Below are 22,965 nucleotides of genomic sequence, written 5' to 3' on the forward strand. Positions count from 1 at the left end.
CGCAACCTGGCGTCCGTGCGGACTTTCCTCGTTGCCATCCTCCTCACGCTTGCGGCGCCGTTGTCGGCGCATGCGCAATCGGCCGATCTCGTCCTGTGCGACCGGGTCGCCGCCGACCCCAGCGATCCCGACAAGCCGGCCGATATGAGAGGCGTGACGGAGATTGCGGCCGCCGACGTCGCGACCGCCATCAAATTCTGCAAGCAGGCCGCGCCGTCGTCGCGGCGCGCGATGTTCGCGCTCGGCCGCGCCTATGCGGCCAACAGGCAGACGGCGGAAGCGATGGCAGCCTGGCGCAAGGCCGCCGACAAGGGATCGAGTGCGGCGATGGTCGAGCTCGGTGTGGCCTACGGTACCGGCTCCAATGTCGCCAGGGATGAAGCGCAGGCGCGCAAATTGTTCGAGAAGGCGGCGCAGGCCGGCAATCCCCGCGGCATCAGCAATCTCGCCGCGCTCAGTGGTACCGGCGGTGCCGCGCCGGCCGATCCCGCACAGGCGCGCGCATTGCTCGGCAGGGCCGCCGAGACCAATGCCGAGGCGCAGTACCAGCTCGGCGTGATGCTCTCCGAAGGTACCGGCGGGGCGAAGGACGACGCCGCGGCGCGCGCGCTGTTCGAGAAGGCGGCCGCGCAAAACCATCCCGGCGCGCTGGAGCGGATGGGTGCCTTCGCACAGGAAGGCCGCGGCGGGCCAAAGGACAAGGACGCCGCGAAATCCTATTACGAGCGCGCCGCAGCGCTCGGCGATGCGGATGCCAAGCAGGCGCTGGAGCGGCTGCGCTGTCCCTATGCGATCAAGGACAAGCAGGGCAAGCTCGTCACCACGCTGTGCTTCTAAAGCGCGTTGAACGCGCTTTGGATTTATTTGGGAGCATGATCTCTTCGGAAAACCGCTGCGCACTTTGCGCCAACGCGGCCCTGCGGGTCCGGATCATGCTGTAGCTCATTTGTAGCAGTAGGCGACGTTGTTGCGGGCGTCGCGATAGGTCGTCTCGAGAAAATCGGGATATTGCGCGGAGGCCTTCGCCACCGCGCGGACGACGCAGTCCCAGAAATCGCCATCCCAGCTGAAATGCGTGAAGGTCGCGTCCTCGAACCTGACGGCGGTGATGATGGCCTGCCTGATCGCATCGTCACCGGCGCCGGGATGAGCACGCTTCAGATAACCGAACATCGGTCCCTCATGGGCGTGGTCGCGATCCCAGCGGTATTTCGCGCTGATCTGCTCCGGCGTGAGGGTGCGGTTGACGCGGACCTCTTCGGCGGTCGGGCGCCCCTCGACCGAATCCAGCTGGGTGCGTCGGCGCCAAAGCTCGAACGCGGCATCGAGCAGCGGCTGCTTCGCCGCGCTTGCGATGAAGGTTGCGATCTGCGCCTCGGCTGATGGCTCCATGTGATCCATGCCGGTTTGTCGCGCGCCTCAACCGGCGGGTTCGAAGCCGGCTTGGGGGAGTGCGTAAGGGCGGCTCGCGACCGGCCAAACAAAAAACTCGAAAAACAACCCCATGCACAGTAGCCAAGTGTTTGAAATCGCAGGTCCGCAAATGGTGTGAATCGCCTCCTGCGGAATTGCCGAAATTTATTGCGCCGTCGGGCAAAACAGGCGCATGATGGCATCATGGCAGGGTGTGGCTTCGCGAATGCCCCTGCGCGAAAAAGCCCGATGGTCTTGGTGCGATGGCGGTGCTAGGTAGCGCGTGCTTTCCTTCTGATATTCCGGGTCAATTGCGTTGCTGGACGGACTCTACAAGGTTGAATACGGGGTCAACGATGCCTTCGGCCGCAGCATCATGTGCATGCATGACGGCAAGCTGCTGGGCGGCAATTCGGCATTCGCGCATCTCGGAAGCTATTTCGAGCGCGACGGCGAGATCATCGCCGAAGTCATCACCGAACGGCATAACGACGATCCCAACTACAAGCCGCTGATGGGGGCCGACGTCGCCTCGATCGGCGCGCGCGGCCGGCTCGTTGGCAACCAGATCCGTCTCGCGGGCAGCGCGGACACGATGCCGGGCGCCGGTTTCTGGGCCAATCTCACCCGGCTCGATGACGAGGGGTTGCCGCCGCAGGGGACGATTGGTCCGGGCGGGGTGGTGAACGGGCTCTATGCGATCCACCTGCGCGCGCTCGACGGCGTCGATGCCGGGCTCTCCGGCGTCATGCTGCTGATGGACGGTCGCATCCTGGGCGGCGATGCGTTCTTCTACTATCTCGGCTCCTATTCCTCGGCCGACGGCCGCTGGAAGGGCGAAATCCTCAACCAGGAGCACACGCCGGCGAAAGGCGAGAACCCCGTGTTCGGCGGCTATGAGGTCGGGATCGGTTTCTCCGGCACCTGCACAACGGACAGCGGCGAGCTCGAAGGCATCGCACTTGCCGGCAAGCGCAGCTTGCGGCTGGCAGCATCGCTCAAGCTGATGCGAAGGGCGTAGGACGGTTATTCAAAGGTCCGGGGTGTCCGCTTGCGGGGGTAAAGCAGGCCTGACGTGCCACTGAGGACGAGGTCTTCAAGGGACCCATCAGCGGAGTAGCGACCCGCTTCATTGAGGTCTGCTCACCGAGGCATGGCGGACCAGATTTGCTCACGTTGAGTTCTTCGTATTTTGACCCAATTCGGACCTGGACGGGCGCCGCTGTGGTTCAACTACGGAAGTCCTTTTGTCGCCGTAAAGGGATTGAACCCCTGTTCTGCAAGAGCAGCCCACGAAGCAGCTCCTAGGTGTGGCAATCGGAAATAGAGTCGTGGCTTGGCCGGATCGGTATCCAGCATGAACCCGGTCGGTAGCGCTCCAACACTTGTGGCGTAGAACCCGCCATCCGGCGACCTCTGGGATTCGATGACAGCGACCAACGATTTTGCCTCCGCAGTCCTGCCGAGCAATTTCAGCAAGAGAGCCATTTGGCTTGTCCCTTCGGTCCACACACCGTCTCGGTCTTCTCCGTAAGAAAAGCCCTCGTTGACCTTCATCCGCTGGTCGGCGGTATTAATGGCCGATGCAAATCTCATGGCCGCTCCGGGGAGCGCCGTTAAAGGCCAGACTTGAGCATCAAGGGCCAAAATCGGATTGCGCGTGACGCCATCTTCGGCGGTGCCTGCGGCGAAACAGCCGCATGCCGGATCCCACATCGTGTCGACGAAGAGCTCAGCAGCTTTTGCCAGGTCACTCCAGTGCGGATCGCCTGTACGGGTTGCAAGAAGGCCAAACGCGGCGGCGAGGTCAGTGTTGTGTTCAGTCGATTTCCATGTCCGCAACTCGGGCGTCGGTTCGTGCCCAAACGTACCGCCCGTGAAACCGCCAGTCCCGCGCCTGTCGGCCCATTGCGCGACCCAGGTGCCAAGCCTTGCTGCACCATCGCGGAATCGAGAGCCGGTGTTCACATCATCAATCGACAGCAACGCCAACATGGCCCACGCGATGTTACCGTTATCGCTGCCCACCTGATATCGATCCTCTAACCACTTGTTTTGCGTGCTGTCCCACCACCCCGGAAGTTTGACAGGGCCATTTGCCACCACACCCGCGGCGTAAGCGTTCCGGAGCCGCCCATCATTCCAGGTCCGGTCGTTGTCGATGGCCCAGAGAACCGCCGCGCCGATCCGACGTGCTTTATCTTGCTCACCGCAACCGACCAATGCGATGGCGGCCACCGCATTATCATAAAGGTATGCGGCTCCATGCAGAGGCCCTGAGTCCACGGTCGGATAGCTGGGCAAGAACAGTGGCCCCGGCGGTGCCTTATCGATTAGACCAGCGAGATACCCGCATGCAGACGCTTCTGGTGTTGCTAGAGCCCGTCGTGGAGTGGCGACCACAATGATTATGAAAGTCGTTAGAATCCATACGAAGGATGCTGTTCGGGCCATTTGCCGTTCTCAGGGTGGACGCTGATCCTATACCCATTGGCGAGGTGTGGAAGTGGCCCACAGCTGACCTTGGGACTTGTTCCCACGAGGTCTGCTTCTGGGCCCGTTTCCGACATGCCCATAGCCGGACATGGGCCCAAAATTCTGCTATATGAACATTGAACTTTCCCGAGCCCCGGGTGCATCATGAGCAGCGAGCCCGTAGAGCGGCGATTGGCGGCTATTCTGGCGGCGGATGTCGCGGGTTCTTGCCGCTTGATAGGGATCGACGAAGCAGGCACGTTGGCGCAGCTGAAAGCTCTTAGGAAGACGCTTTTGGATCTCAAAATCGCTGAACATCACGGACGTGTGGTCAAGAATACAGGGGACGGCGTCCTCGTTGAGTTCGCCAGCGTGGTCGACGCCGTCCAATCTGCCGACGAAATTCAGCGAGGCTTGGCCGAACAAAATGTCGATGTGCCGCAGGATAAGCGGATCGAGCTCCGCATCGGCATTCACGTCGGCGATATAATCGTCGACGAAAACGACATCTTTGGTGATGCAGTGAATATCGCGGTGCGCCTTGAAGGAATCGCGGAGCCGGGCGGCATTTGCATCTCCGACGACGCGCAACGTCAAATCCGCGGCAAGGTTGGTATCACCTTCGATGACATGGGTTCCCGAAGCTTGAAGAACATCGCCGACCCGATGCGGGCTTGGCGCTCGCGGTTGGGAGACCACGCTCACCCAGCAGAGCCCACAAAAGCTGCGATCACTACGGCTCAACTCGCATTCCCTGATAAACCCTCCATCGCGGTGCTGCCGTTCCACAACATGAGCGACGAGCCCGGGCAGGAACATTTCACCGACGGGATTGTGGAGGAAATTATCACGGGTCTGTCGCGCATGCGCTGGCTGTCGGTTGTCGCGCGCAATTCGAGCCTCGTCTTCAGGGGGCGAAGGGTCGACGTGAAGCAAATTGGACGCGACCTTGGTGTGCGCTATGTGTTGGAAGGCAGCGTCCGCAAAGCCGGGAATCGCGTCCGCATCACCGGGCAGCTCATCGATTCGATTTCGGGGGTGCATCTATGGGCCGATCACTTCGATGGCGGCCTCGAAGATGTCTTCGCTCTGCAGGACAAGGTTACAGCGAGCGTCGTGGGTGCAATCGAGCCGACCGTGATAGAAGCGGAGATCGAACGTATCAAGCGCACGCCGGCCGCTAGTCCTTACGACTATATCGCCAAAGGATTTGCCAGCCAGCGCACCTGGAGCAGGGCCGGCAACGAGGAGGCACTGCGGCTATTTCGATACGCGCTGCAACTCGACCCAAGTTTGGGCGTCGCCTATGTCTTGGCGTCGCAGTGCTACACTTGGAGCAAGTCTTTCGGCTGGCTCACGGACCCCGGCTTGGAGACGGCCGAGGGTGCGCGGCTCGCTCGACGCGGGCTCGAGCTCGGCAGAAACGATCCTCCAACTCTTACAATGGCCGGATTTGCTATCGCCTACCTCGAAGGTGGTCTCGATGTTGGTGGAGCTGCAATCGACCGGGCGCTTGAGCTTAATCCAAACTATGCCGGGGCCTGGGGCCTTAGCGGCTGGATCAGGGTTTTCCGCGGGGAGCCCGACCTCGCGATCGAGCACCTCAAGCGCGCCATGCAATTGAGCCCAGGCGATCCGCTGATGTTCGCTTGGCAGAGCGCCGGCGCGTATGCGCATTTCTCTTTAGGCCGCTACGAGGATGCGCTGGCGTGCGTGGAAAAGGCGCTGCGGGAGCGTGCGGAGTACCTTCCAGCCGCACGGATGATCGTGGCCAGCGCCGCGATGGCCGAACTGCTCGAACGACCGGAGACCTCGGTGGCCCGCTTGCGCGAACTCGAGCCGAGCCTGCGCATTTCCAATCTCAAGGATCAGATCCCGTATCGCCGGCCCCAAGACCTCGCCAAATTGGCGGATGGTTTGCGCAAGGCTGGGCTCCCGCAGTGAAGCTCACGAGCGATCCCAATCTCGTCGAGACCGCCAAGCCGGGCTCTACGTCGGGCGCATTCTGAACGGTGAGAAGCCGGCCGATCTCGTACAAAGACGAGCAAAATTCGAGCTGGTCATCAATCTAAGTATGCCATGGCTCAGTTTGAGCGTCCAAATGCAATGCAATTGCTCGCCGAGGAGGTGGTCGAGTGAGGGTTGTTTGCTGCGGTTCATGAGTCCGCTCATGGGCCCATGACGGACCTTAGCTCAGAACCTCGCTACGGCCGCTTTCGGTATGTGACCCGATGTGCAAGCTGCGCGAGGGCTGCTTGCCGATAGCGGCAGTCAATGCGGCAACACAGTTCGGCCAAGTTTGATCCGATAGTTCGCTGGCGAAATGGGGGCGCCGATGGTCAGATTGTATTGTATCTATGCCGCCGTACTCGGCTGTTTGGTCTCGTCTGCGCAGGCTGCCGGTGTTCAGCTTCTGGATACCGATCCAAGTTTGGCCGGCGCTATATGGTATCCTTGCGCAGCAGCGGCGCAACGAGTGCCCCTCGGCCAACTCACTGTCCAATTCATTAAATCGATTGAAGGTACGAAGGACTGTCCCGTCACAGGAACGAAATTGCCGCTCGTGATTGTCTCACACGGACGCGGGGGCTGGTTCGGACAACATGATGACACGGTGCAGGCCCTGGCGAGCGCCGGATTTGTCGTCGCTTCGATCAACCTTCCGGGGGACAATGGAAACGATTCCTCGCAACGAGACAGCCTTTCCATTTTGGCATCCCGGCCCGCCAGCATTATCCGACTGCTCGATTTCATCTTGAATGATTGGAAAGACCGGGCTGCGATTGATTCCTCCAGGATCGGCTTCTTTGGGTTTTCGCTCGGCGCCTATACCGGATTGGTTTTGGCGGGCGGCAATCCCGATCTCCGGAGATTTGCGCTTTTCTGCTCGGATGCGAACCGAACGCGGGCATGCGAGCAACTCCGTAGCGGCGACATACCAAGCAGCTTGCCTCACGAGCCTCGGATCCGAGCCGCAGTGCTCGCCGATACGGCAATTAACTTTGCCTTTCCCGCCGACCGCTTGGCCGACATAAAAATCCCGCTGCTGATGTGGCGATCGGAGTTTGGGGGCGCAGGCGTAGACCCGAAAAACTCAGCGCTCGTTGCTGAGTCGCTGCCCGGCAAAAAGGAAGTGCGCGTGGTGCCTGCCGGTCATTTTGCTTTCCTGTCGCCGTGCTCGGCACAGTTCGCGGAGAAGCTTCCTCGCTTCTGTGCTGATCCGCCAGGTTTCGACAGGACGGCATTCCATCGAGAGTTCAATGCCAGCATCGTCAATTTCTTTCGTGAAACTCTCGTTCGCCAGGGCGAGAGCCGCTAGCAGCCGATCTTTCAGCGCGACAAACCGGACCATGACCTGCAAATTCCGGGCTCGCGATCACTTCTAAGGTTGCCTCGTTGAGCTTGACTCCCACGCTACCGGCCCAAGTTGATTTAGAAGTGCGCTAAATTCGTTCCTGTATCTGGAACCGAGTATGTGGTTTAGAGTCTCGTGATCGCCACCCGGTCCCTTGGCTTTTATCGGTGACAGAGAGTCCTGCACGCTCCCGCCTTTCACAGTCGCGGTGAGCTATGTGTGAGAAATGTGACGAGATCGACCAGCGCATTGCGCGGTACAAGTCCATGGCATCGCGTATCAACGACCGGATTACGCTCGATGGCATAGCTGAATTGATAGAAGCTGCGCCCGCCAAGAAGGCCGCTTTCCATTGCAAACCCGAGCAACAGTAAGGCCGCCTTGAACCTACACGCCGGCGGTCCCGACCAATGTCCACTGGAGGATTGCAGTTTCCAGTTCCAACGTGGCGCCACTGAGCATTATTGGGCTTGGTGGCGTTTTCGTTTAGGGAGCATTTTGAAACTCCGAGCGGCCTATTTCGGCCCCGATCCGGCGCCGGCCTGTTTCCCGCCCCAGTGCCCGGTTTGATTTCAGCACCGGCCTGCTTTGCTTTGTCGCAATCGCCTACCTCGTCCAGGGCATCACTGGCTTAACCCACAGATAGGGCGTAGACTCATCCGATCACCGCCCCGCCATCGGCATCTATCGGTGACTGAGAGTATCGCGCTCCCGCCTCCTACCCGGAGAGCACCATGCGCACCAAAACCGAACAACCCAAATTGTCGTTGCAGAATAGGCTTATGCTCGAGGCCAACCGCCTCAAGGACGATGCAAACAGGTTGCCCCATGGCCCCCTTCGAGAGGCCATGATCCGCGCGGCGGGACTAACTGAAAGTGCGCATCGAATCGAGAATTGGCTGTCCTCGGCAAGTCTACGAGCGCCAACGTGACCAACGATCGGCAAGCAGCGCCATGACATGATAACGCTCGGCGTGAACGACAAATTCGACTGAACCGTTGGCGGAACGGAGCGCTTCGACGTCGTCACGGCGCCGGGCAGGCCGCTCCGGTCTTTACCCAGGCTTCGACCAGCGCGCCGGCCTGCTCTTGCGTGCCCGGCACGGGTGAGCGGCCGAAGCCGGGCTTCCAGGCCCACCCGACGAGGGTGTCCTTGCCGATATGGTCGATCAGGTCTTCCACCTTGCGCCCGCCATTGCGCGCGGGATCCCTGATCTGCTCGCAGATCTCGCCGACGGTCTTGCCCTCCCAGGCCATCTCGCGCGGCGCCAGATGCCAGTCGGGATGGCCGGGCATGCGGCCGGGCTCGAAATTGGCCTTCTGGTGACAGGTGTTGCAGCGCATCGCCTCGAGCCCATGGCTGTCAGCGCCGCGCGTGACCGGCGGCTGATGCAGACGGGCATTGTCGCCCTGGCGCGGCCTGTCGCCGGCCGGATGACAATTGGTGCAGCGCGGATTCGTCAGCACCTTGCCGAGCTCGGTGAAGATTGCGGCCGAACGCTTCTCTGTGTCGCCGATCGCGGCGAAGCTCTCGGGCGAGGCGAGGGCGTGGCTTGCCGTCTCCGACGCCGCGTAGCCCGCACTGAGACTGCCGGCGAGTGCGGCGACCACGGCAATCATCTTGAACCGCACGTCGGAGATCATGCTGCGTGTCACTTGGTGGCCATGAGGTAGCGCTTCGAGTCGGCGAGGATCACGTCGCGCACCGCCTCGTGATATTTGACGTAGCCGGTGCAGCGACAGAGATGACCGTCGAGCGCATCCGCGATGGTCTGCTCCAGCGCCTCGCGCGCGACCGGTGCCCGCGACAGGCGCTCCAGCAAGACCTGGCCCTCATTGAGGAAGCCCGCGGTGCAATAGCCGCACTGAAAGGCGAAATGCGCGATGAACGCCTTTTGCAGGGTCGAGAGCTCGCCGTCCCTCGCGTGCCCCTCGACGGTGCGGATCGATTTGCCGTCGAAATTCATGGCGGGCGCGACGCAGGTCGGGCTGGTGGTGCTGGTGCCGTCGGGCGCGTCGACGATGACGGCGCAGCTCAGGCATTGCGCGGCGCCGCAGCCGAACTTGGTGCCGGTCATGCCCAGCATCTCGCGCAGAAAATCGTTCATCGAGAGATCGTCGCGGACGTCCATCGGACCGTGCTTCTGGCCGTTGATGGTGAGGCTGAGGGTCGTCACGCGAGCACTCCCTTCAATAGGCTTGCGGTGACCGGCAGCGCGCGGAAGCGATGGCCGGTGGCGTCGTGGATGGCGTTGATCAGCGCCGGCACGATCGGGATCATCACGACCTCCGCCATGCCCTTCGGCGCTTCGTCTGGTACTAGCGGCTTCAGCATCTCGATCTCGAGATCGCGGAGCGGCAGGTCGGAGCCGCGTGCGACCAGATAGCGCCCGAGATTCCATTCGCCGTTGCCGGGGCCGCCCTCGAACGGGGGCAGGGTTTCGAGCAGCGCGTAGCCGACGCCCATGGCGAAGCCGCCCTGGGCCTGGCCCATCACCACCTCGGGCACCAGCGCGGTGCCGCATTCGAAAACGCTATAGGCCTTGGCGATGCGAAGCGCGCCGGTTGCGCGCTCGATCTCGACGCGGACGACCGTGCCGCACATCGAGGTGTAGGCGGTGCCGATCCGGTTGTTGTCGGTCGGCGGAAACTTGACGCTGGTGCGGTTGATCCGCTCGAACTTGCCGTTGCCTTTGCGGATCGCCAGCGCGTCGATCTCGGCGCGGTATTGCTCGCCGGACAGCGGGAAGCGTGCCCGCGACCACGCCCAGCGCGAGAAGCTGTGCGCAACCGCACCGGTGACGAAGCCGCGCGCGTGAGCTGCCGCCGCGAGCGCAGGGAGGGCGAGCGGTTCGAGGCCGGGCATGGTGAGCTGGCCGTTCTGCCAGCTTGCGCTGGCCCATTGCCCCGCGCGCGGATCGGTCTTTGCGATCCGCCACAGCTCAAGCGCCGCGGGCCACAGGCCGAAGCGGAAAATCACGCGGGCGGCTTCCGCGGCGGAATGCGTGCCGACATGCGCGCCGATCGAGGAGCTCGTTGGCGAGCTGATCGCGGGCACCCAGCGCGGGTTCTTCTCCGCGGCATCCTGGGTCTTCTGGTCCATGGTGGAGGGATCGCCGGATGTGACCAGCCCGAGTACGTCATAGCTGTCGACGCGGGCGACCGAGACCTCATCGGCGATGGCGCCGAGATGGCCGGCGACCCGGTTGGCCAGCGCCGTCCCGATGCCGTTGCCCATCTCGACATGATCGCAATAGATGACGATCCTGCCGTCAGGTCCAAGCTCAACGCGTCCGAGCGAGCCGTCCGCACCGGAGCCATAGTCTTTCGTCACGCAGGCAACGCCGGTGCCGACCAGCCGATCCGACGAGGTCTGCTTGAACTGCGCCCGCTGCTGCCAGATCGGATGCTTCTCGAGCTTGTCGAGGATTTCGGGCGTGCGCACCGAGACGATGTAGGGATTGCCCGTCATGGTCCGACCGTTCTGCGGCAGCGCGTTACGCCGCCGGAAATCGATCGGATCGCGCTTGAGCTCGGACGCGGCTTCGTCGATCAGGACCTCCAGCGCTGTCATGGCTTGCAGGATGCCATAGCCGCGCATCGAGCCTGCGCTCACGCCGCGCGAGTGCACCGCGACGGTCCTGACGTCGACCTTCGGAATGTCGTAGATGCCGATCGCGCCGGTGGCCGCGACGATTGCGACGCTGGCCGAGAAATGGGCGAGCCCGCCGCCGTCGAGCACGTGATCGGCGGCGAACCCCTTGATCTTGCCGGTCGCGCGATCGATGCCGATGCGCGAGCGCATCTTGATCGCGTGGCGTTTGATGCCGGCCTGAAATTGCTGGTAGCGGTCATGCGCCAGCCGCACCGGCTTGCCGGGAAAGCAGACCGCCGCGAGCGCAACATAGAGAATGAAGGGCGTGTGATCGCGGCCACCAAAGCCGCCGCCGACATGGGCGAATTGCGCGTTGATGTGCGCCGGCTTGTAGGGCGCGCGCGCCTTGCCGAACAGATGCGCGATCGACTCCGCCGCCTCGTAGGGCGACTGGACGCCAAGCAGCAGTTCGAGATTGCCGCCCTTGCCCTCGTACCAGGCGAGCCCGCATTCCGGCTCGAGGAACATCGGGTCGACCGATTGCGTCTCGAACTCGCGGTCGAGCACCAGCATCGAGGCGTCATTCGCTGCAAGCTCGGCGCGGATCTGCTCGCCATGTCTCGCCGCCTTGGCGTAATCCGCCGGCATGTCCTTCGCGAGCGGCGACCACACCGGTAGCGCCGCGCTCTGCACCTTCTTGGGCGAGACCCAGCCGGCCTGGAGCGGCGAATAGACATCCGGCTTGTCAGGCGGGGGACCTGCCACGCGGGTGAAGCGGAAGGCCCCGTAATCGGGGACGACGACAGGCCCGGTCTCCTCGCCGAATTGGACGAACGTGCCGTCGCGCAGCGCGAGACGCGCCTGGTCGAAGGCGTCGAACTTTTCGAAGATCAAAAGCGCGACCGGCTGTCCCAGATAAAGCGGCGTCTTGCCGATCGGACAGAACAGGTCGCCCGCATAGAATTCCGGCACCTGCGTCCCGATCCGGTCGAGATCGGCGGCTGTCACCACCACCGACGGCTTGAGCGCGCCGCCGAGGCGGGCGAGGTCCAGTCCGGTATAGACATGCGTGGCGTCGTTGGCGCGGACCAGGATCGCGCGCGAGGTGGTCTGTGGCCAGCCCTGCAGATCGTTGGCGCGGAAGTCGGAAGCGTAGAGCTTTGCGCCGGTGACCTTGGCGACGCCGTCGACACGGCCGGCGCCCGTTGCCGCCGGATTGAACTTGCCGCGTCCGGGCAGCGTCTCGTGCGCCGCGAAGGGCACGCCCGTCGCGGACGCCAGATGTGACAGGCTGACCGAGATGCCTCCCGCCGACAACCACTTCACGAACTCACGTCGCGAAGGCCCCATGATCATATCCTTGTACAGAGTTTCGAGAACATCGGGATGCGGCCAGCATGCGATGTCCGGAGGGCATAGGTCAGCGCCAGCGCGAATCCGTCACGATGCATCATGCGACGATAGAACGGGTGAGAAGGTTTACAACCGCTGAATGTCGTGCGCTCGCAGATCGAATTGTGGTTTCGTGCTTGCTTTGAAATCGAATCGAACGGAAGACGGTCCGGCAACAGGGGGCGCGATTCAAATGCAGCACGATCCGAACGGTGCGTCTTCAGTCACCAGCACCATGGGCACGACGAAATTGTCGCGCCGCCAATTGCTGGATTGCGGTCTCAAAGCGGGCGCTTTGTCGCTGTTCGCAGGTGCAGCGAATGCCCAGCACGCCGTGCACGACCATGCAGGCAGGTCCCACACCGCGGACATGTCGCCGACCATGGGAATGATCGCTGATACGCCCGTTCCCGCCATGGACCAGCCGCTGCTCGAGCCCGAGGTGCGGCGGTCCGTCAATGGCGTGCTGAGCACGACCTTGCGCGTCGGCTATGCCTATCGCCAGATCGGCGGCGTCCGGCTCTATGTCAGGTCCTATGAGGGCGGCAGCCCCGGCCCGACCTTGCGCATGAAGCCCGGCGATACCCTGCGCATCAAGATGATCAACGATTTGCCGCCGAACCGCGATGGATTGCCGGCCGACATCAGTCATCCGCACCAGTTCAACAACACCAATTTCCATTTCCACGGCGCGCATACCAGCCCAAGCGGGATTTCCGACAACGTCATGCGCTCGATGGCTCCGGGCCGCAGCTACAACGTCGAAATCACCCTGCCGGCCGATCACACCAGGGGCACCTACTGGTATCACCCGCATCACCACGGCAGCGCCGACATCCAGATGTCCTCCGGCATGGTCGGCGCCGTCGTCATCGAGGGCGATTTCGCCGAAATTCCAGAGATCGCGACCGCCCGCGAACGCCTCATGGTGCTGACCCAGGTGGTCTACGATGCCAGCGGCATGGTCGAGAATTTCGAGACGCTGTTTCCCGAGACTGCGACGCGCTTTCTCGCCATTAACGGCCAGCGCCGGCCAATGATCGAGATGCGGCCCGGCGAGGTGCAGCGCTGGCGCATCCTCAATGCCGCCTATCAGGACGACATGCTGCTCGACCTGGAGAAGCACGATCTGCAAGCGATCGCCTATGACGGCATCCAGCTCGGCGCCATGCAGCCGCTCAAGCAGGTCCTGATCGCGCCCGGCCAGCGCGCGGACATTCTGGTGAAAGCAGGGAGCCCCGGCACCTATGCCTTCAACGCGGCGCAGTACGACCAGGGCCATCCTTCGCCAGTGGGACCGCTGGCGCGGGTTGTGGTCTCAGGCGCGCCGATGGACATGAAGCTGCCGCGGGCCCTGCCGCCGGCGCCGCTCGCGACCATCAAGGATTCCGAGATCACCAACCGTCGCAAGGTGGTGCTGTCGGCGACCGCGCCGGAGGCCGATGCCGCCGGCCATTGGCAGGAATTCGAGTTCTTCGTCGACGGCAAGAAGTTCGACCCCAGCCGTATCGATCAGCGGGTCAAGCTGGGTGCGGTCGAGGAGTGGACCATCGTCAACACCCATGAGCATGACGACCACGTGTTCCACATCCATACCAACCCGTTCCAGGTGATCTCGGCCAATGGCAAGGCGCTGGCGGTGCCGGAATGGCGGGATTCCGTGATCGTGGAGCGCAAGGGCGGCCAGGTCGTGTTCCGCTCGCGCTTCATCGATTTCACCGGCGTCTACATGCTCCACTGCCACATGATGAACCATGAGGAGATGGGCATGATGCAGACCGTGGAGGTCTACAAGGCCTAAGCTGCGGGTCGAATTGCGCGAATTCGGCGGCGCCCGGGGCTGATCCGGGTCCGGCCGGGCTTCCCCTGGCGGCCCGCATGGCCTATGACGCTGCAACGCAACAATCCCCCCAAAAGACCCCATGATCCGCCTCGACAACGTCAGCAAGCAAGCCGGCCACCAGATCCTGTTCATCGAAGCCTCCGCCGCCCTCAACAAGGGCGAGAAGATCGGCCTCGTTGGCCCGAACGGTGCGGGCAAGACCACGCTATTCCGGATGATCGCCGGCGAGGAACTGCCCGACGAGGGGCAGGTCTCGACCGACCGCGGCATCACCATCGGCTATTTCAACCAGGACGTCGGCGAGATGGCCGGCCGCAGCGCCGTGGCCGAGGTCATGGACGGGGCGGGACCCGTGAGTGCGGTGGCGGCCGAGCTGCGCGAGCTCGAGACCGCGATGGCCGATCCCGACAAGGCCGACCAGATGGACGAGATCATCGCGCGCTACGGCGAGGTGCAGCACGCGTTCGAGGAGCTCGACGGCTATGCGCTCGACGGCCGCGCGCGCGAGGCGCTGTCCGGCCTCGGCTTCAGCCAGGAGATGATGGACGGCGACGTCGGCAAGCTCTCCGGCGGCTGGAAGATGCGCGTGGCGCTCGCCCGCATCCTCTTGATGCGGCCCGACGTCATGCTGCTCGACGAGCCGAGCAACCATCTCGATCTCGAAAGCCTGATCTGGCTCGAGAAGTTCTTGCACGATTACGAAGGCACGTTGCTGATGACCTCGCACGATCGCGAGTTCATCAACCGCGTGATCTCCAAAGTGGTCGAGATCGATTCCGGATCGCTCACCACCTACGCCGGCAATTACGAGTTCTACGAGCAGCAGCGGGCGCTGAGCGAGAAGCAGCAGCAGGCGCAGTTCGAGCGCCAGCAGGCCATGCTCGCCAAGGAGATCAAGTTCATCGAGCGTTTCAAGGCGCGCGCGTCGCATGCGGCTCAGGTCCAGAGCCGGGTGAAGAAGCTCGACAAGATCGAGCGGGTCGAGCCGCCGCGCCGCCGCCAGACGGTGGCATTCGACTTTCCGCCGGCGCCGCGGTCGGGCGAGGACGTCGTTGCGCTCAAGAAGGTGTTCAAGGGCTACGGCAGCAAGCGCATCTATGACGGGCTCGATTTCATGATCCGCCGCCGCGAACGCTGGTGCGTGATGGGCGTCAACGGCGCCGGCAAATCGACGCTGCTCAAGCTCGTCGCCGGTGCGAGCGAGCCGGACGAGGGCACGGTCGCGGTCGGCGGCAGCGTCAAGATGGGTTATTTCGCCCAGCACGCGATGGACCTGCTCGACGGCGAGCAGACGGTGTTCGAGTCACTCGAATACGCGTTTCCGACCGCAGGGCAGGGCTCCCTGCGCGCGCTCGCCGGCTGCTTCGGCTTCTCCGGCGACGACGTCGAGAAGCGCTGCCGCGTGCTCTCAGGCGGCGAGAAGGCGCGCCTGGTGATGGCGAAGATGCTGTTCGATCCGCCGAACTTCCTGGTGCTGGACGAGCCGACCAACCATCTCGACCTCGCCACCAATGAGATGCTGATCACAGCGCTGTCGGATTTCGAGGGCACCATGCTGTTCGTCTCGCATGACCGGCATTTTCTCAGCGTCCTGTCGAACCGCGTGCTGGAGCTGACGCCCGAGGGCATCCATCAGTTCGGCGGCGGCTACACCGAATATGTCGCGCGCACGGGGCAGGAAGCGCCGGGGTTGCGGAGCTAGTTCTTGCTCTTGCCCTTGCCCGCGATCGTGGCGATTGCCTCGATCTCGTTGGTCCAGATCCCGCCGGAATAGCCTTGCGGGAGCCGGGCAAAGAGCTCGGGCGTATCGATGCCGGTGGAGAACTCGCCTCCACTGTAGGGACCGAGCACGAACACTGCGCTGTTCGCGCCCTCCATGCGCGCGAGGAAGCGGTCAGGCCAGCCCCATAGAAAGGGCGCGATATTGATCGGCACCAGCACCATCGCGTTCCGACAGGCTGCCGGCACCAAGCCGGTCCAGCCGTAGCCGATATAGCCGATCAGGCAGCTTCGGATTGCCGCGCGCGAGATCGTGCGAACTTCCGGGGTAAGGCGACGGATCATGTCGATGGGCTCGTCGCCGCCATAAACCATGATCGTCCGGCGGCGCTCGGCCGGCAGCGCGTTCAACACCGTGGCAAGTTTCTCGCCTTCGTATGCGTCGCGGCTCTTCACGTTGATGAGCAGCTTCCTGTCAGGGAAGGCGGCGAACACTTCCGACAATTTCGGCATCATCCCGATGCCTTTGCCGCGAAACGGAAATGTCTTGCCGCCGTCGGCGGTGTAACCATAGCCGATGTCGAGCAGCTTCAGCCTCGCCATGCTTTGCTCGCGCGTCACGCCGTGGCCGTCGGTGCGGCAATCGAGCGTCCAGTCGTGGAAGACGGCAAACTCGCCGTCGGTGGTCGGGTGCACGTCGAGCTCGACCACATCCGCGCCGGCGTCGAAGCTTGCCCGCATCGAGCGAACAGTGTTCTCCAGATAGTCGTGTGTCGCCGGCAACATTTGCGCGGCGGTGCAGGTGTCGTTCTTCACATCGCGCTCATCGAAGCGCTGCGCCATGCCGCGATGGGCGAGTAGCACCGGCTTGCCGTTACGATGAGGCGCCAGCAGACTCGTGTTGTTGACGTAGACGCCCGCGGCGACGGCGATCATGGCTGCCGTCGCGACTCTCAGTTTCGTGCCCACCGATTCTTCCCCCAATTCCGTGATCACCGTCGGCGGCGTTTGGGGTTGATTTGCGGCAATCATCGCGCAAGGGGACGGCTCTGCGCCTTCCGGCTTGAACGGTCCGATGCCGCCCGCTACGCTGCTTTAAAAGCTGGGGTGGAACGCGCATGAAGCAGCTGCGGATCGGCGACATCACCATCGATGCGGTGATCGAGCGGGAGGGGCCGTGGCGGCGGCCGCAGGATTTTTTCCCGGCCTATGACGAGGGTGTGTTCAAGCACCATCTGCCGACGATGGAGCCGGAGGTGTTCGACGCCGCGCGCGGCATGATGGTGATCACCTATCAGACCTTCGTGGTGCGCACGCCGCGCTACACCATCCTGGTCGATACCTGCACCGGCGAGGACAAGGGCCATCCGCCGCCGTTCGATTTTCCGGGCAAGGCGCGCTGGCGCAACGAGCTGTTCGCGCTCGGCATCGGCTTCGAGCAGATCGATTACGTCTTCTGCACGCATCTTCATATCGACCATACCGGCTGGAATACGACCTTGCGCGACGGACGCTGGGTGCCGACTTTTCCGAATGCGAAATACGTCTTCCACAAGGGGGAATATGCGGCCTGGGAGGCCGAGCACGCCAAGGGCAGCAACCCGCCCGGCACCGTGTTTCGCGACAATTGCCTGCCGATCGTCGAGGCAGGCCAAGCGCTGCTGGTCGATGACGATTACGCGCTCGACGACACCGTCACGCTGACGCCGACGCCGGGGCATTCGCCCTGCCATTGCTGCGTGAACATCTTCTCGAAGGGCCAGCGCGCGGTGGTGGCCGGCGATCTCATGCATCACCAGATCCAGTGCCGCGAGCCGGACTGGTCGGCCAAGCCGGATTGGGATGCGAAGCAGTCGGCGGTGTCGCGGCGGAAGTTTTTTGCTTCCGTCGTCGACACCGACACGCTGATCCTGCCGATCCATTTTCCGGCGCCGACGGTCGGGCTGATCAAGCCGTTCGGCGCCGCCTTCGACTACCGTTTCAAGCGGGAGTAGGGCGACCGGACGGTCTAGTAAGTGAAGAACATCCGCTGGATTTCCTTGGTGTCGGTCGTCTTGGTTAGCGCCAGCATCAGCAGAATACGCGCCTTTTGAGGATTGAGCGTATCCGAGACGACGAAGTCGTGTTCGTCATCCTTGGCCTCGCCATTGCGTGCGACGATGCCGTTGCCGACACGGCTGCTGCGCACGATCACGACGCCCTTCTTGCGGGCCTCGTCGAGGGCCGGTTCGACCGCGGGACGAGCCAGGCTGCCGTCACCGACGCCGGCATGCACGATCCCCTTGGCACCGGCGGCGACAAACGCGTCGATCGCGACCCGGTTCATGTTGGCGTAGCCGTAGACAATGTCGACTTGCGGCAGGACATCGAGGCTGGAGACGTCGAATTCGGAGTCCGCGGTGTGCCGCCGCGTCGATTGACGATAGAAGAACGGCTTGTTGCCCTGCATGTAGCCGAGAAAGCCGAGTTCAGGCGTGCGGAAGGTGTCTGCCGTCGAGGTGTTGTTCTTGGTCACATCGCGAGCCGCGTTGATCTGATCGTTGAGAGCAACGAGCACGCCCTTGCCGACGGCCTCGTCGCTGCCTGCGAGGATCACCGCATTGAAGAGGTTGATTGGCCCATCCGCGCTGATCGCGGTCGACGGCCGCATCGCGCCGACGACGACGACAGGTTTCTTGCTCTTGACGACGAGGTCCAGGAAATAGCTGGTTTCCTCGATCGTATCGGTCCCGTGCGTGATCACAATGCCATCGACGTCGTCCTGCGCGAGCAGCGTGTTGACGCGCTTGGCGAGCTTGAGCCAGTAGTCATTGTTCATGTTCTCGCTGGCGATCTGGAAAACCTGCTCGCCCTTGACGTTGGCCACCGTTTTCAGCTCGGGGACGGCGTTCAGGAGCGTCTCTATGCCAACCGTGGCGGCGGTGTAGCCGACCACGGTGGTGCTGCTCGCCCCGCTGCCGGCGATCGTGCCGCCGGTTGCGAGCACCATGACGTTGGGCAGTCCCGGGCCCCTTGCATGCGCGACGTCAAAACTGATGAGCAACGCGAAGAGCACGCTCATTATCGCCATCGTGTAATCACGCACTCGAAACTGCAACATCTCGACCACCCTTTGCTGGAAGATTCGTTGGTGCGCCCCGGTTCGCTCAGCGCTGCATGTTCCGCTAGCCGAGGCACTCTGTCTAGGGTGGCGACGATTTTGCTCTGCGCGCTCGGCGCGTGCGAGAAGAGGCAAACGGTCTTTGCCTCTGTTATTCAGAGACAAAAACGTGGATGCCCGGGACAAGCCCGGGCATGACGAGTTTGTGGAACCGTTGCTCGCTAAATGAGCACCAAAGTCGCAGCGGTCAGGCGCCGACTTCGCACTTCTTCATAAAGCTGTTCTTGGCGGCGCCGGCGAGCGGCTTGCCCTCGGCGCTGACGGCCTTGGGCGCGCAGGCGTCGGCCTTGCACTTCTTCATGAACGAGGTCTTGGCGGCACCAGCCAGGGCCTTGCCGTCCTTCCCGACGGCCTTGCTTTCGCAGGTGTCCTCCGCGAAGGCCGAACCAGCCGCAAACGTGGCAACGATCGCAGCCAGGAAAATCCGCTTCATCATGATTGTCTCCCTAAACCAGAAATGGCGCGCGGATTGGAGCCGGGAATCGTGGCGCAATCAAGCTGGATGAGCGCCTGCCGTCCGGTCTTCCTGGCGATTTTTCGAGCGCGGGTGCGAAGGGGCCGACGGCCTGCTGCACTGCTCGCTGACCGGGACGGGCGATCCTGCTAGCTTCGGGCGAGTTTAGCCGAAGGGAGCATCGTGATGGAGACCCTGATTGCGAACATGCCGGATGCCGCTTCTGACCGGCATTCTCACCTGGTTCGGCCGCAAGAGATGGAATGGCAGAAGACGCGCTTTCCCGGCTGCGAGGCCAAGACGCTGCTGTTCGATCGCAGCAGCGGTCTGATGACGGCCTTGATGCGCTTTGCGCCGGGATCGGTGCTGCCCGATCACGAGCATGTCGGGGTCGAGCAGAGTTATGTCATCGAAGGCGCTCTCGTCGACAACGAGGGGCCGGCCAAGGGGATTGCCTGCAAGGCCGGCGAATTCATCTGGCGCGAGGCGGGCAGCCGGCATGCCGCCTGGTGCCCGGAGGGCGCCCTGATCCTGGCGATCTTCCAGGTGCCGAACAAGTTCTTCGAAGCCGACGGCCGCGTCGTGGATGCCGCCGGTCAGGATTGGGACCAGACGTGGGGGCACACCGACGCGCAACGGGCGGGGAGATAGGCGGCTGTTCGCAGCTCAAACGCTGTCATCGATGCTTCTGACGAGCATGGTGACCTGAACGGCGATCAGCCGCCGCATCTCTTTGCCGGTCCTGGCGGTTTCGCGCAGCCCCCGCATGCCGAACACCAGGCATCGCGCCAGTACTTCCGGCTCGTCCGCTATCGCAGCGGCCTTCACCTGATCGCGGATGAGGTCGGCGACCAAAGACTGGAAGTTGTCGTAGACGTTTCGGACTGCCGGGAAACGGAGGTCGAACAGATCTGCTGAATCGGGATGCGCCTCGATCAGGTCGAAGCCATGGGATCCCCAGGATTTGCAGGCGTGGAGCAGCTTGGCATGGAGACCGTCGAGACGCGCGATCGCGGCCTTAATGTCGCGATGCTTCTGCTCGTCCATTCTCTGGATCACCGCCGCGAACACGGCATCCTTGTCGGGGAAGAGCAAATAGAGCGCCGGCCGCGACATGCCCGCCTTGGCGGCGATATCGCCCATCGTCGTACGGGCATGGCCGTAGCGGGAGAAGACCTCCGTCGCAGCCTCGATCGCGAGCTCCTCTTTCGAAATGCTGGAACGAGCCATGAGCCTCACCGGCGTCGGAATTGAACCTCCGTCATATTGACAAAAGAACAAGAATTGTCAATTTGACGGAAACGGCATGAAGCCATGAGAGGTTCTGCGAGATGAACGATGAAGCGCGACTGAAGACCTGGAACACCTATCAGGCGGCGTGGGGACCCGTCGACGAGGACGAGCGGCGTCGGCTGCTCGAGCAAAGCGTCGCCGCGGACTGCGTGTATACCGATCCGGGCTCTCAGATTGAGGGACGCGACGCCTTGATGGCGCGCATCGGTCAAACCCAGCTCAAGTTTCCTGGCGCGCATTTCAGGAATGACAGCTTCCTCGAACACCACGAGCAGGGGCTTTTTCGCTGGACTATGTATGATGGCGCCGGTCGCGTGTTCGTCACGGGTGAGAGTTTCGGCCGCTTCGGCGGCGACGGCCGGCTCGTTCAGGCGACGGGCTTCTTCGAGGTGCCCGCTGCCAAGGCCTGAACGCCGGCCGGCGTGGCGGCCGATCCTGCCGCTCCCGATATCGCCCTCAGGCGCCGCGCGCGAGAAGCGCCTTGAAGTCCGCGCGTGCGCGCTGCGCTTCCGCGCGCGCCACCTCGGAGGCATCGCCGAGGCCGAAATAGCCGTGGATCAGGCCGGGGCCTTCATGGTGCTTTACCGGCACACCGGCGGCTTCCAGCGCGTGCGCATAGGCTGTGCCCTCGTCGCGCAGGGGATCGAACCAGGCGGTGGTGACGATCGCGGGCGCGACGCCGGCAAGCGAATTCGCGCGCAGCGGTGAAACGCGCCAGTCGGTCGCGTGCGAGGGATCGGCGAGATAATGGCCGCAAAACCACTCCATCACGGCGCGTGAAAGAAAGTAGCCCTCGGCATTCTCGGCGCGCGAGGGGAAGCGTGCGTTCTCGCGCGCGTCCGCATAACTCCCGAGGACGTCGGTCACGGGGTAGACCAGGAGTTGCGCGGCGAGCTTGATGCCGGCGTCGCGGCAGGCGATCGCGGTGGTGGCGGCGAGATTGCCGCCGGCGCTGTCGCCGGCAACACCGAGGCGTTTTGCATCGCCGCCAAATTCCGCGACGCGGCCAAACACGTCGCTGACCGCGGCAAAGGCGTCCTCGAACGCGCCGGGAAAGCGCGTTTCGGGCGGGCGGCGATAGTCGACGGAGACGACGACGGCGCCGGTCTCGATCGCAAGGTTGCGGGCCTGCCGGTCGTGGGTCTCGAGGTCGCCCGCGACCCAGCCGCCACCATGGAAGAACACAACGGTCGGTGCGGGCGTGGTGCCGACCCGGTAGACACGTGCATCGAGCGGTCCGGCGCCGCCTTTCACCTTGATATCCGCGATAATGTCGACGGGTGGCGGCGGTATGGCCGCGCGCGAGGCAGCCAGTGCGCGCAAGGAATCGCGGGCGCTCTGTGGCGTCATCGTCGTGGCATCGCGCATCGGCAGCAGCGGAATGATCTGGGCGATGACGGGATCGAGCGGTGCGGCCATGTTGGCTTTCATGGGATCCTCACAGGGTTCTTGGTCTTGCTTGCGGGTTAGCATAGATATGGCGCGCCGCGTCGGCAACCGCTCGCATGTGGCAATGCCGGGGAATGAACGGGCAGGGAGGTCTTGAGGTGGAATTCGAAACGCTGGTCCAGTCGCGCCGCAGCGTGCGCGGCTTCAGGAACGAGCCGGTGCCGCGCGCGGTGATCGAGGCGATCATCGACACCGCCAAACGTGCGCCGTCGTCGATGAACACCCAGCCCTGGCATGTCCACGTGCTCACAGGCAGTCCGCTGGAACAGCTGCGCCGACGCAACATGGAGGAGATGGTTGCCGGCGCCAAGGTCAAGCGCGACATCGTCAGCCACGGCGAATACCAGGGCGTGCACCGGACGCGGCAAGTCGACGTCGCCAAGAAATTGCTCGGCGCGATGGGAATCGCGCGCGACGACAAGCCGATGCGCCAGGACTGGGTGCTGCGCGGCTTCCGCCAGTTCGACGCGCCGGTGTCGCTGGTCTTGACCTATGACCGCGTGCTCGATCCCGGCGCGGTCTGCCATTTCGACCTGGGCGCGCTCTGCTACGGCATCGTGCTCGCGGCCTGGGACCGCGGGCTCGGTTCGGTGATCAACGGGCAGGGCATCATGCGCTCCGACATCGTGCGCGAGGTCGCGAACATTCCGGAGGACGAGGTGATCATGACCTGCGTCGCGATGGGCTATCCCGACGACAACTTTGCCGCGAACGCCGTTCGCTCCGATCGCGAGGGCAACGACGATTTCGTGCGCTACGTCGGATTCGCCGAGTAGCGCAGGCAGAGGAGATTATTCTCTCGCCGAATTTTTTTGGT

At 63.3% G+C, this 22,965-nt stretch carries 20 protein-coding genes; 10 read left to right on the forward strand and 10 right to left on the reverse strand.

Annotation, left to right across the window (positions count from 1 at the left end; all coding sequences use genetic code 11):
- Positions 1-15: 15 nt before the first annotated feature.
- Positions 16-837 carry a tetratricopeptide repeat protein gene (locus IVB41_RS20245; RefSeq protein WP_247434874.1) on the forward strand — a complete coding sequence of 274 codons (822 nt, stop codon included), beginning with the start codon at positions 16-18 and terminating at the stop codon, positions 835-837.
- Between the two features lie 105 nt (positions 838-942).
- Here IVB41_RS20245 and IVB41_RS20250 read toward each other — a convergent pair whose 3' ends face one another.
- Positions 943-1,392 (reverse strand): hypothetical protein, encoded by a 450-nt coding sequence (locus tag IVB41_RS20250; protein ID WP_247434214.1) that lies wholly within the window; start codon positions 1,390-1,392, stop codon positions 943-945.
- 337 nt (positions 1,393-1,729) lie between these two features.
- Here IVB41_RS20250 and IVB41_RS20255 point away from each other — a divergent pair, with 337 nt between their 5' ends.
- Positions 1,730-2,434 (forward strand): GrlR family regulatory protein, encoded by a 705-nt coding sequence (locus IVB41_RS20255; protein WP_247286332.1) that lies wholly within the window; start codon positions 1,730-1,732, stop codon positions 2,432-2,434.
- A 212-nt stretch (positions 2,435-2,646) separates the two neighbouring features.
- Here the strand turns inward: IVB41_RS20255 and IVB41_RS20260 are convergent, their stop codons facing one another.
- Positions 2,647-3,651, reverse strand: coding sequence for a hypothetical protein (locus IVB41_RS20260; RefSeq protein ID WP_247434216.1), 1,005 nt, complete (start codon positions 3,649-3,651; stop codon positions 2,647-2,649).
- A 402-nt stretch (positions 3,652-4,053) separates the two neighbouring features.
- Between IVB41_RS20260 and IVB41_RS20265 the strand changes: the two genes are divergently transcribed.
- Both IVB41_RS20265 and IVB41_RS20270 read left to right on the forward strand, forming a co-directional pair.
- Positions 4,054-5,832 carry an adenylate/guanylate cyclase domain-containing protein gene (locus tag IVB41_RS20265; protein WP_247434219.1) on the forward strand — a complete coding sequence of 593 codons (1,779 nt, stop codon included), beginning with the start codon at positions 4,054-4,056 and terminating at the stop codon, positions 5,830-5,832.
- A gap of 391 nt (positions 5,833-6,223) precedes the next feature.
- Positions 6,224-7,207 (forward strand): dienelactone hydrolase family protein, encoded by a 984-nt coding sequence (locus tag IVB41_RS20270; RefSeq protein WP_247434224.1) that lies wholly within the window; start codon positions 6,224-6,226, stop codon positions 7,205-7,207.
- A 1,062-nt stretch (positions 7,208-8,269) separates the two neighbouring features.
- Here the strand turns inward: IVB41_RS20270 and IVB41_RS20275 are convergent.
- From IVB41_RS20275 to IVB41_RS20285, 3 genes are read right to left on the reverse strand one after another with little or no spacing between them, the layout of a single operon-like run.
- A complete protein-coding gene (locus IVB41_RS20275; protein ID WP_247434227.1) occupies positions 8,270-8,887 on the reverse strand; it encodes an Isoquinoline 1-oxidoreductase subunit in 618 nt (205 codons plus the stop codon).
- Positions 8,888-8,895: 8 nt separating this feature from the next.
- The gene (locus IVB41_RS20280; RefSeq protein ID WP_247408502.1) at positions 8,896-9,420 is read right to left on the reverse strand and encodes a (2Fe-2S)-binding protein; all 525 of its coding nucleotides are present in this window, start codon (positions 9,418-9,420) and stop codon (positions 8,896-8,898) included.
- A complete protein-coding gene (locus IVB41_RS20285; RefSeq protein WP_247434231.1) occupies positions 9,417-12,188 on the reverse strand; it encodes a xanthine dehydrogenase family protein molybdopterin-binding subunit in 2,772 nt (923 codons plus the stop codon). Before IVB41_RS20285 ends, IVB41_RS20280 begins: the two co-directional genes overlap by 4 nt.
- 235 nt (positions 12,189-12,423) lie before the next feature.
- Between IVB41_RS20285 and IVB41_RS20290 the strand changes: the two genes are divergently transcribed.
- Positions 12,424-14,031 carry a multicopper oxidase family protein gene (locus IVB41_RS20290; RefSeq protein ID WP_247434234.1) on the forward strand — a complete coding sequence of 536 codons (1,608 nt, stop codon included), beginning with the start codon at positions 12,424-12,426 and terminating at the stop codon, positions 14,029-14,031.
- Between the two features lie 121 nt (positions 14,032-14,152).
- On the forward strand, positions 14,153-15,775 hold the full coding sequence (locus IVB41_RS20295) for an ABC-F family ATP-binding cassette domain-containing protein (RefSeq protein ID WP_247434237.1): 1,623 nt from the start codon (positions 14,153-14,155) through the stop codon (positions 15,773-15,775).
- Here IVB41_RS20295 and IVB41_RS20300 read toward each other — a convergent pair.
- Positions 15,772-16,761 carry a glycerophosphodiester phosphodiesterase family protein gene (locus IVB41_RS20300; RefSeq protein ID WP_407062489.1) on the reverse strand — a complete coding sequence of 330 codons (990 nt, stop codon included), beginning with the start codon at positions 16,759-16,761 and terminating at the stop codon, positions 15,772-15,774. The two genes, IVB41_RS20295 and IVB41_RS20300, sit on opposite strands and share 4 nt — an antisense overlap.
- A 149-nt stretch (positions 16,762-16,910) precedes the next feature.
- Between IVB41_RS20300 and IVB41_RS20305 the strand changes: the two genes are divergently transcribed.
- Positions 16,911-17,786: an MBL fold metallo-hydrolase gene (locus tag IVB41_RS20305; protein WP_247434240.1), complete on the forward strand. Its 876-nt coding sequence runs from the start codon at positions 16,911-16,913 to the stop codon at positions 17,784-17,786.
- 14 nt (positions 17,787-17,800) lie between these two features.
- Here IVB41_RS20305 and IVB41_RS20310 read toward each other — a convergent pair whose 3' ends face one another.
- Both IVB41_RS20310 and IVB41_RS20315 read right to left on the reverse strand, forming a co-directional pair.
- Entirely contained in the window at positions 17,801-18,853 is a 1,053-nt protein-coding gene (locus IVB41_RS20310; protein WP_051462938.1) for a type II asparaginase, read from the reverse strand.
- 286 nt (positions 18,854-19,139) lie between these two features.
- Positions 19,140-19,388: a hypothetical protein gene (locus IVB41_RS20315; RefSeq protein WP_035962662.1), complete on the reverse strand. Its 249-nt coding sequence runs from the start codon at positions 19,386-19,388 to the stop codon at positions 19,140-19,142.
- A gap of 204 nt (positions 19,389-19,592) precedes the next feature.
- Here IVB41_RS20315 and IVB41_RS20320 point away from each other — a divergent pair, with 204 nt between their 5' ends.
- Positions 19,593-20,057, forward strand: coding sequence for a cupin domain-containing protein (locus tag IVB41_RS20320; protein WP_247408510.1), 465 nt, complete (start codon positions 19,593-19,595; stop codon positions 20,055-20,057).
- Between the two features lie 15 nt (positions 20,058-20,072).
- Here IVB41_RS20320 and IVB41_RS20325 read toward each other — a convergent pair whose 3' ends face one another.
- On the reverse strand, positions 20,073-20,636 hold the full coding sequence (locus IVB41_RS20325; protein WP_027569750.1) for a TetR/AcrR family transcriptional regulator: 564 nt from the start codon (positions 20,634-20,636) through the stop codon (positions 20,073-20,075).
- A 101-nt stretch (positions 20,637-20,737) separates the two neighbouring features.
- Between IVB41_RS20325 and IVB41_RS20330 the strand changes: the two genes are divergently transcribed.
- Positions 20,738-21,109 (forward strand): nuclear transport factor 2 family protein, encoded by a 372-nt coding sequence (locus IVB41_RS20330; RefSeq protein ID WP_247286317.1) that lies wholly within the window; start codon positions 20,738-20,740, stop codon positions 21,107-21,109.
- Between the two features lie 46 nt (positions 21,110-21,155).
- On the opposite strand, the gene IVB41_RS20335 is transcribed toward IVB41_RS20330, so the two are convergent.
- A complete protein-coding gene (locus tag IVB41_RS20335; RefSeq protein ID WP_247434876.1) occupies positions 21,156-22,118 on the reverse strand; it encodes an alpha/beta hydrolase in 963 nt (320 codons plus the stop codon).
- Positions 22,119-22,246: 128 nt separating this feature from the next.
- Here IVB41_RS20335 and IVB41_RS20340 point away from each other — a divergent pair, with 128 nt between their 5' ends.
- On the forward strand, positions 22,247-22,924 hold the full coding sequence (locus IVB41_RS20340; protein WP_247434243.1) for a nitroreductase: 678 nt from the start codon (positions 22,247-22,249) through the stop codon (positions 22,922-22,924).
- Positions 22,925-22,965 lie beyond the last annotated feature (41 nt).

Origin of the sequence: Bradyrhizobium sp. 44, from assembly GCF_023073095.1 — a bacterium.
In the GTDB taxonomy this organism is placed as follows: Bacteria; Pseudomonadota; Alphaproteobacteria; order Rhizobiales; family Xanthobacteraceae; genus Bradyrhizobium.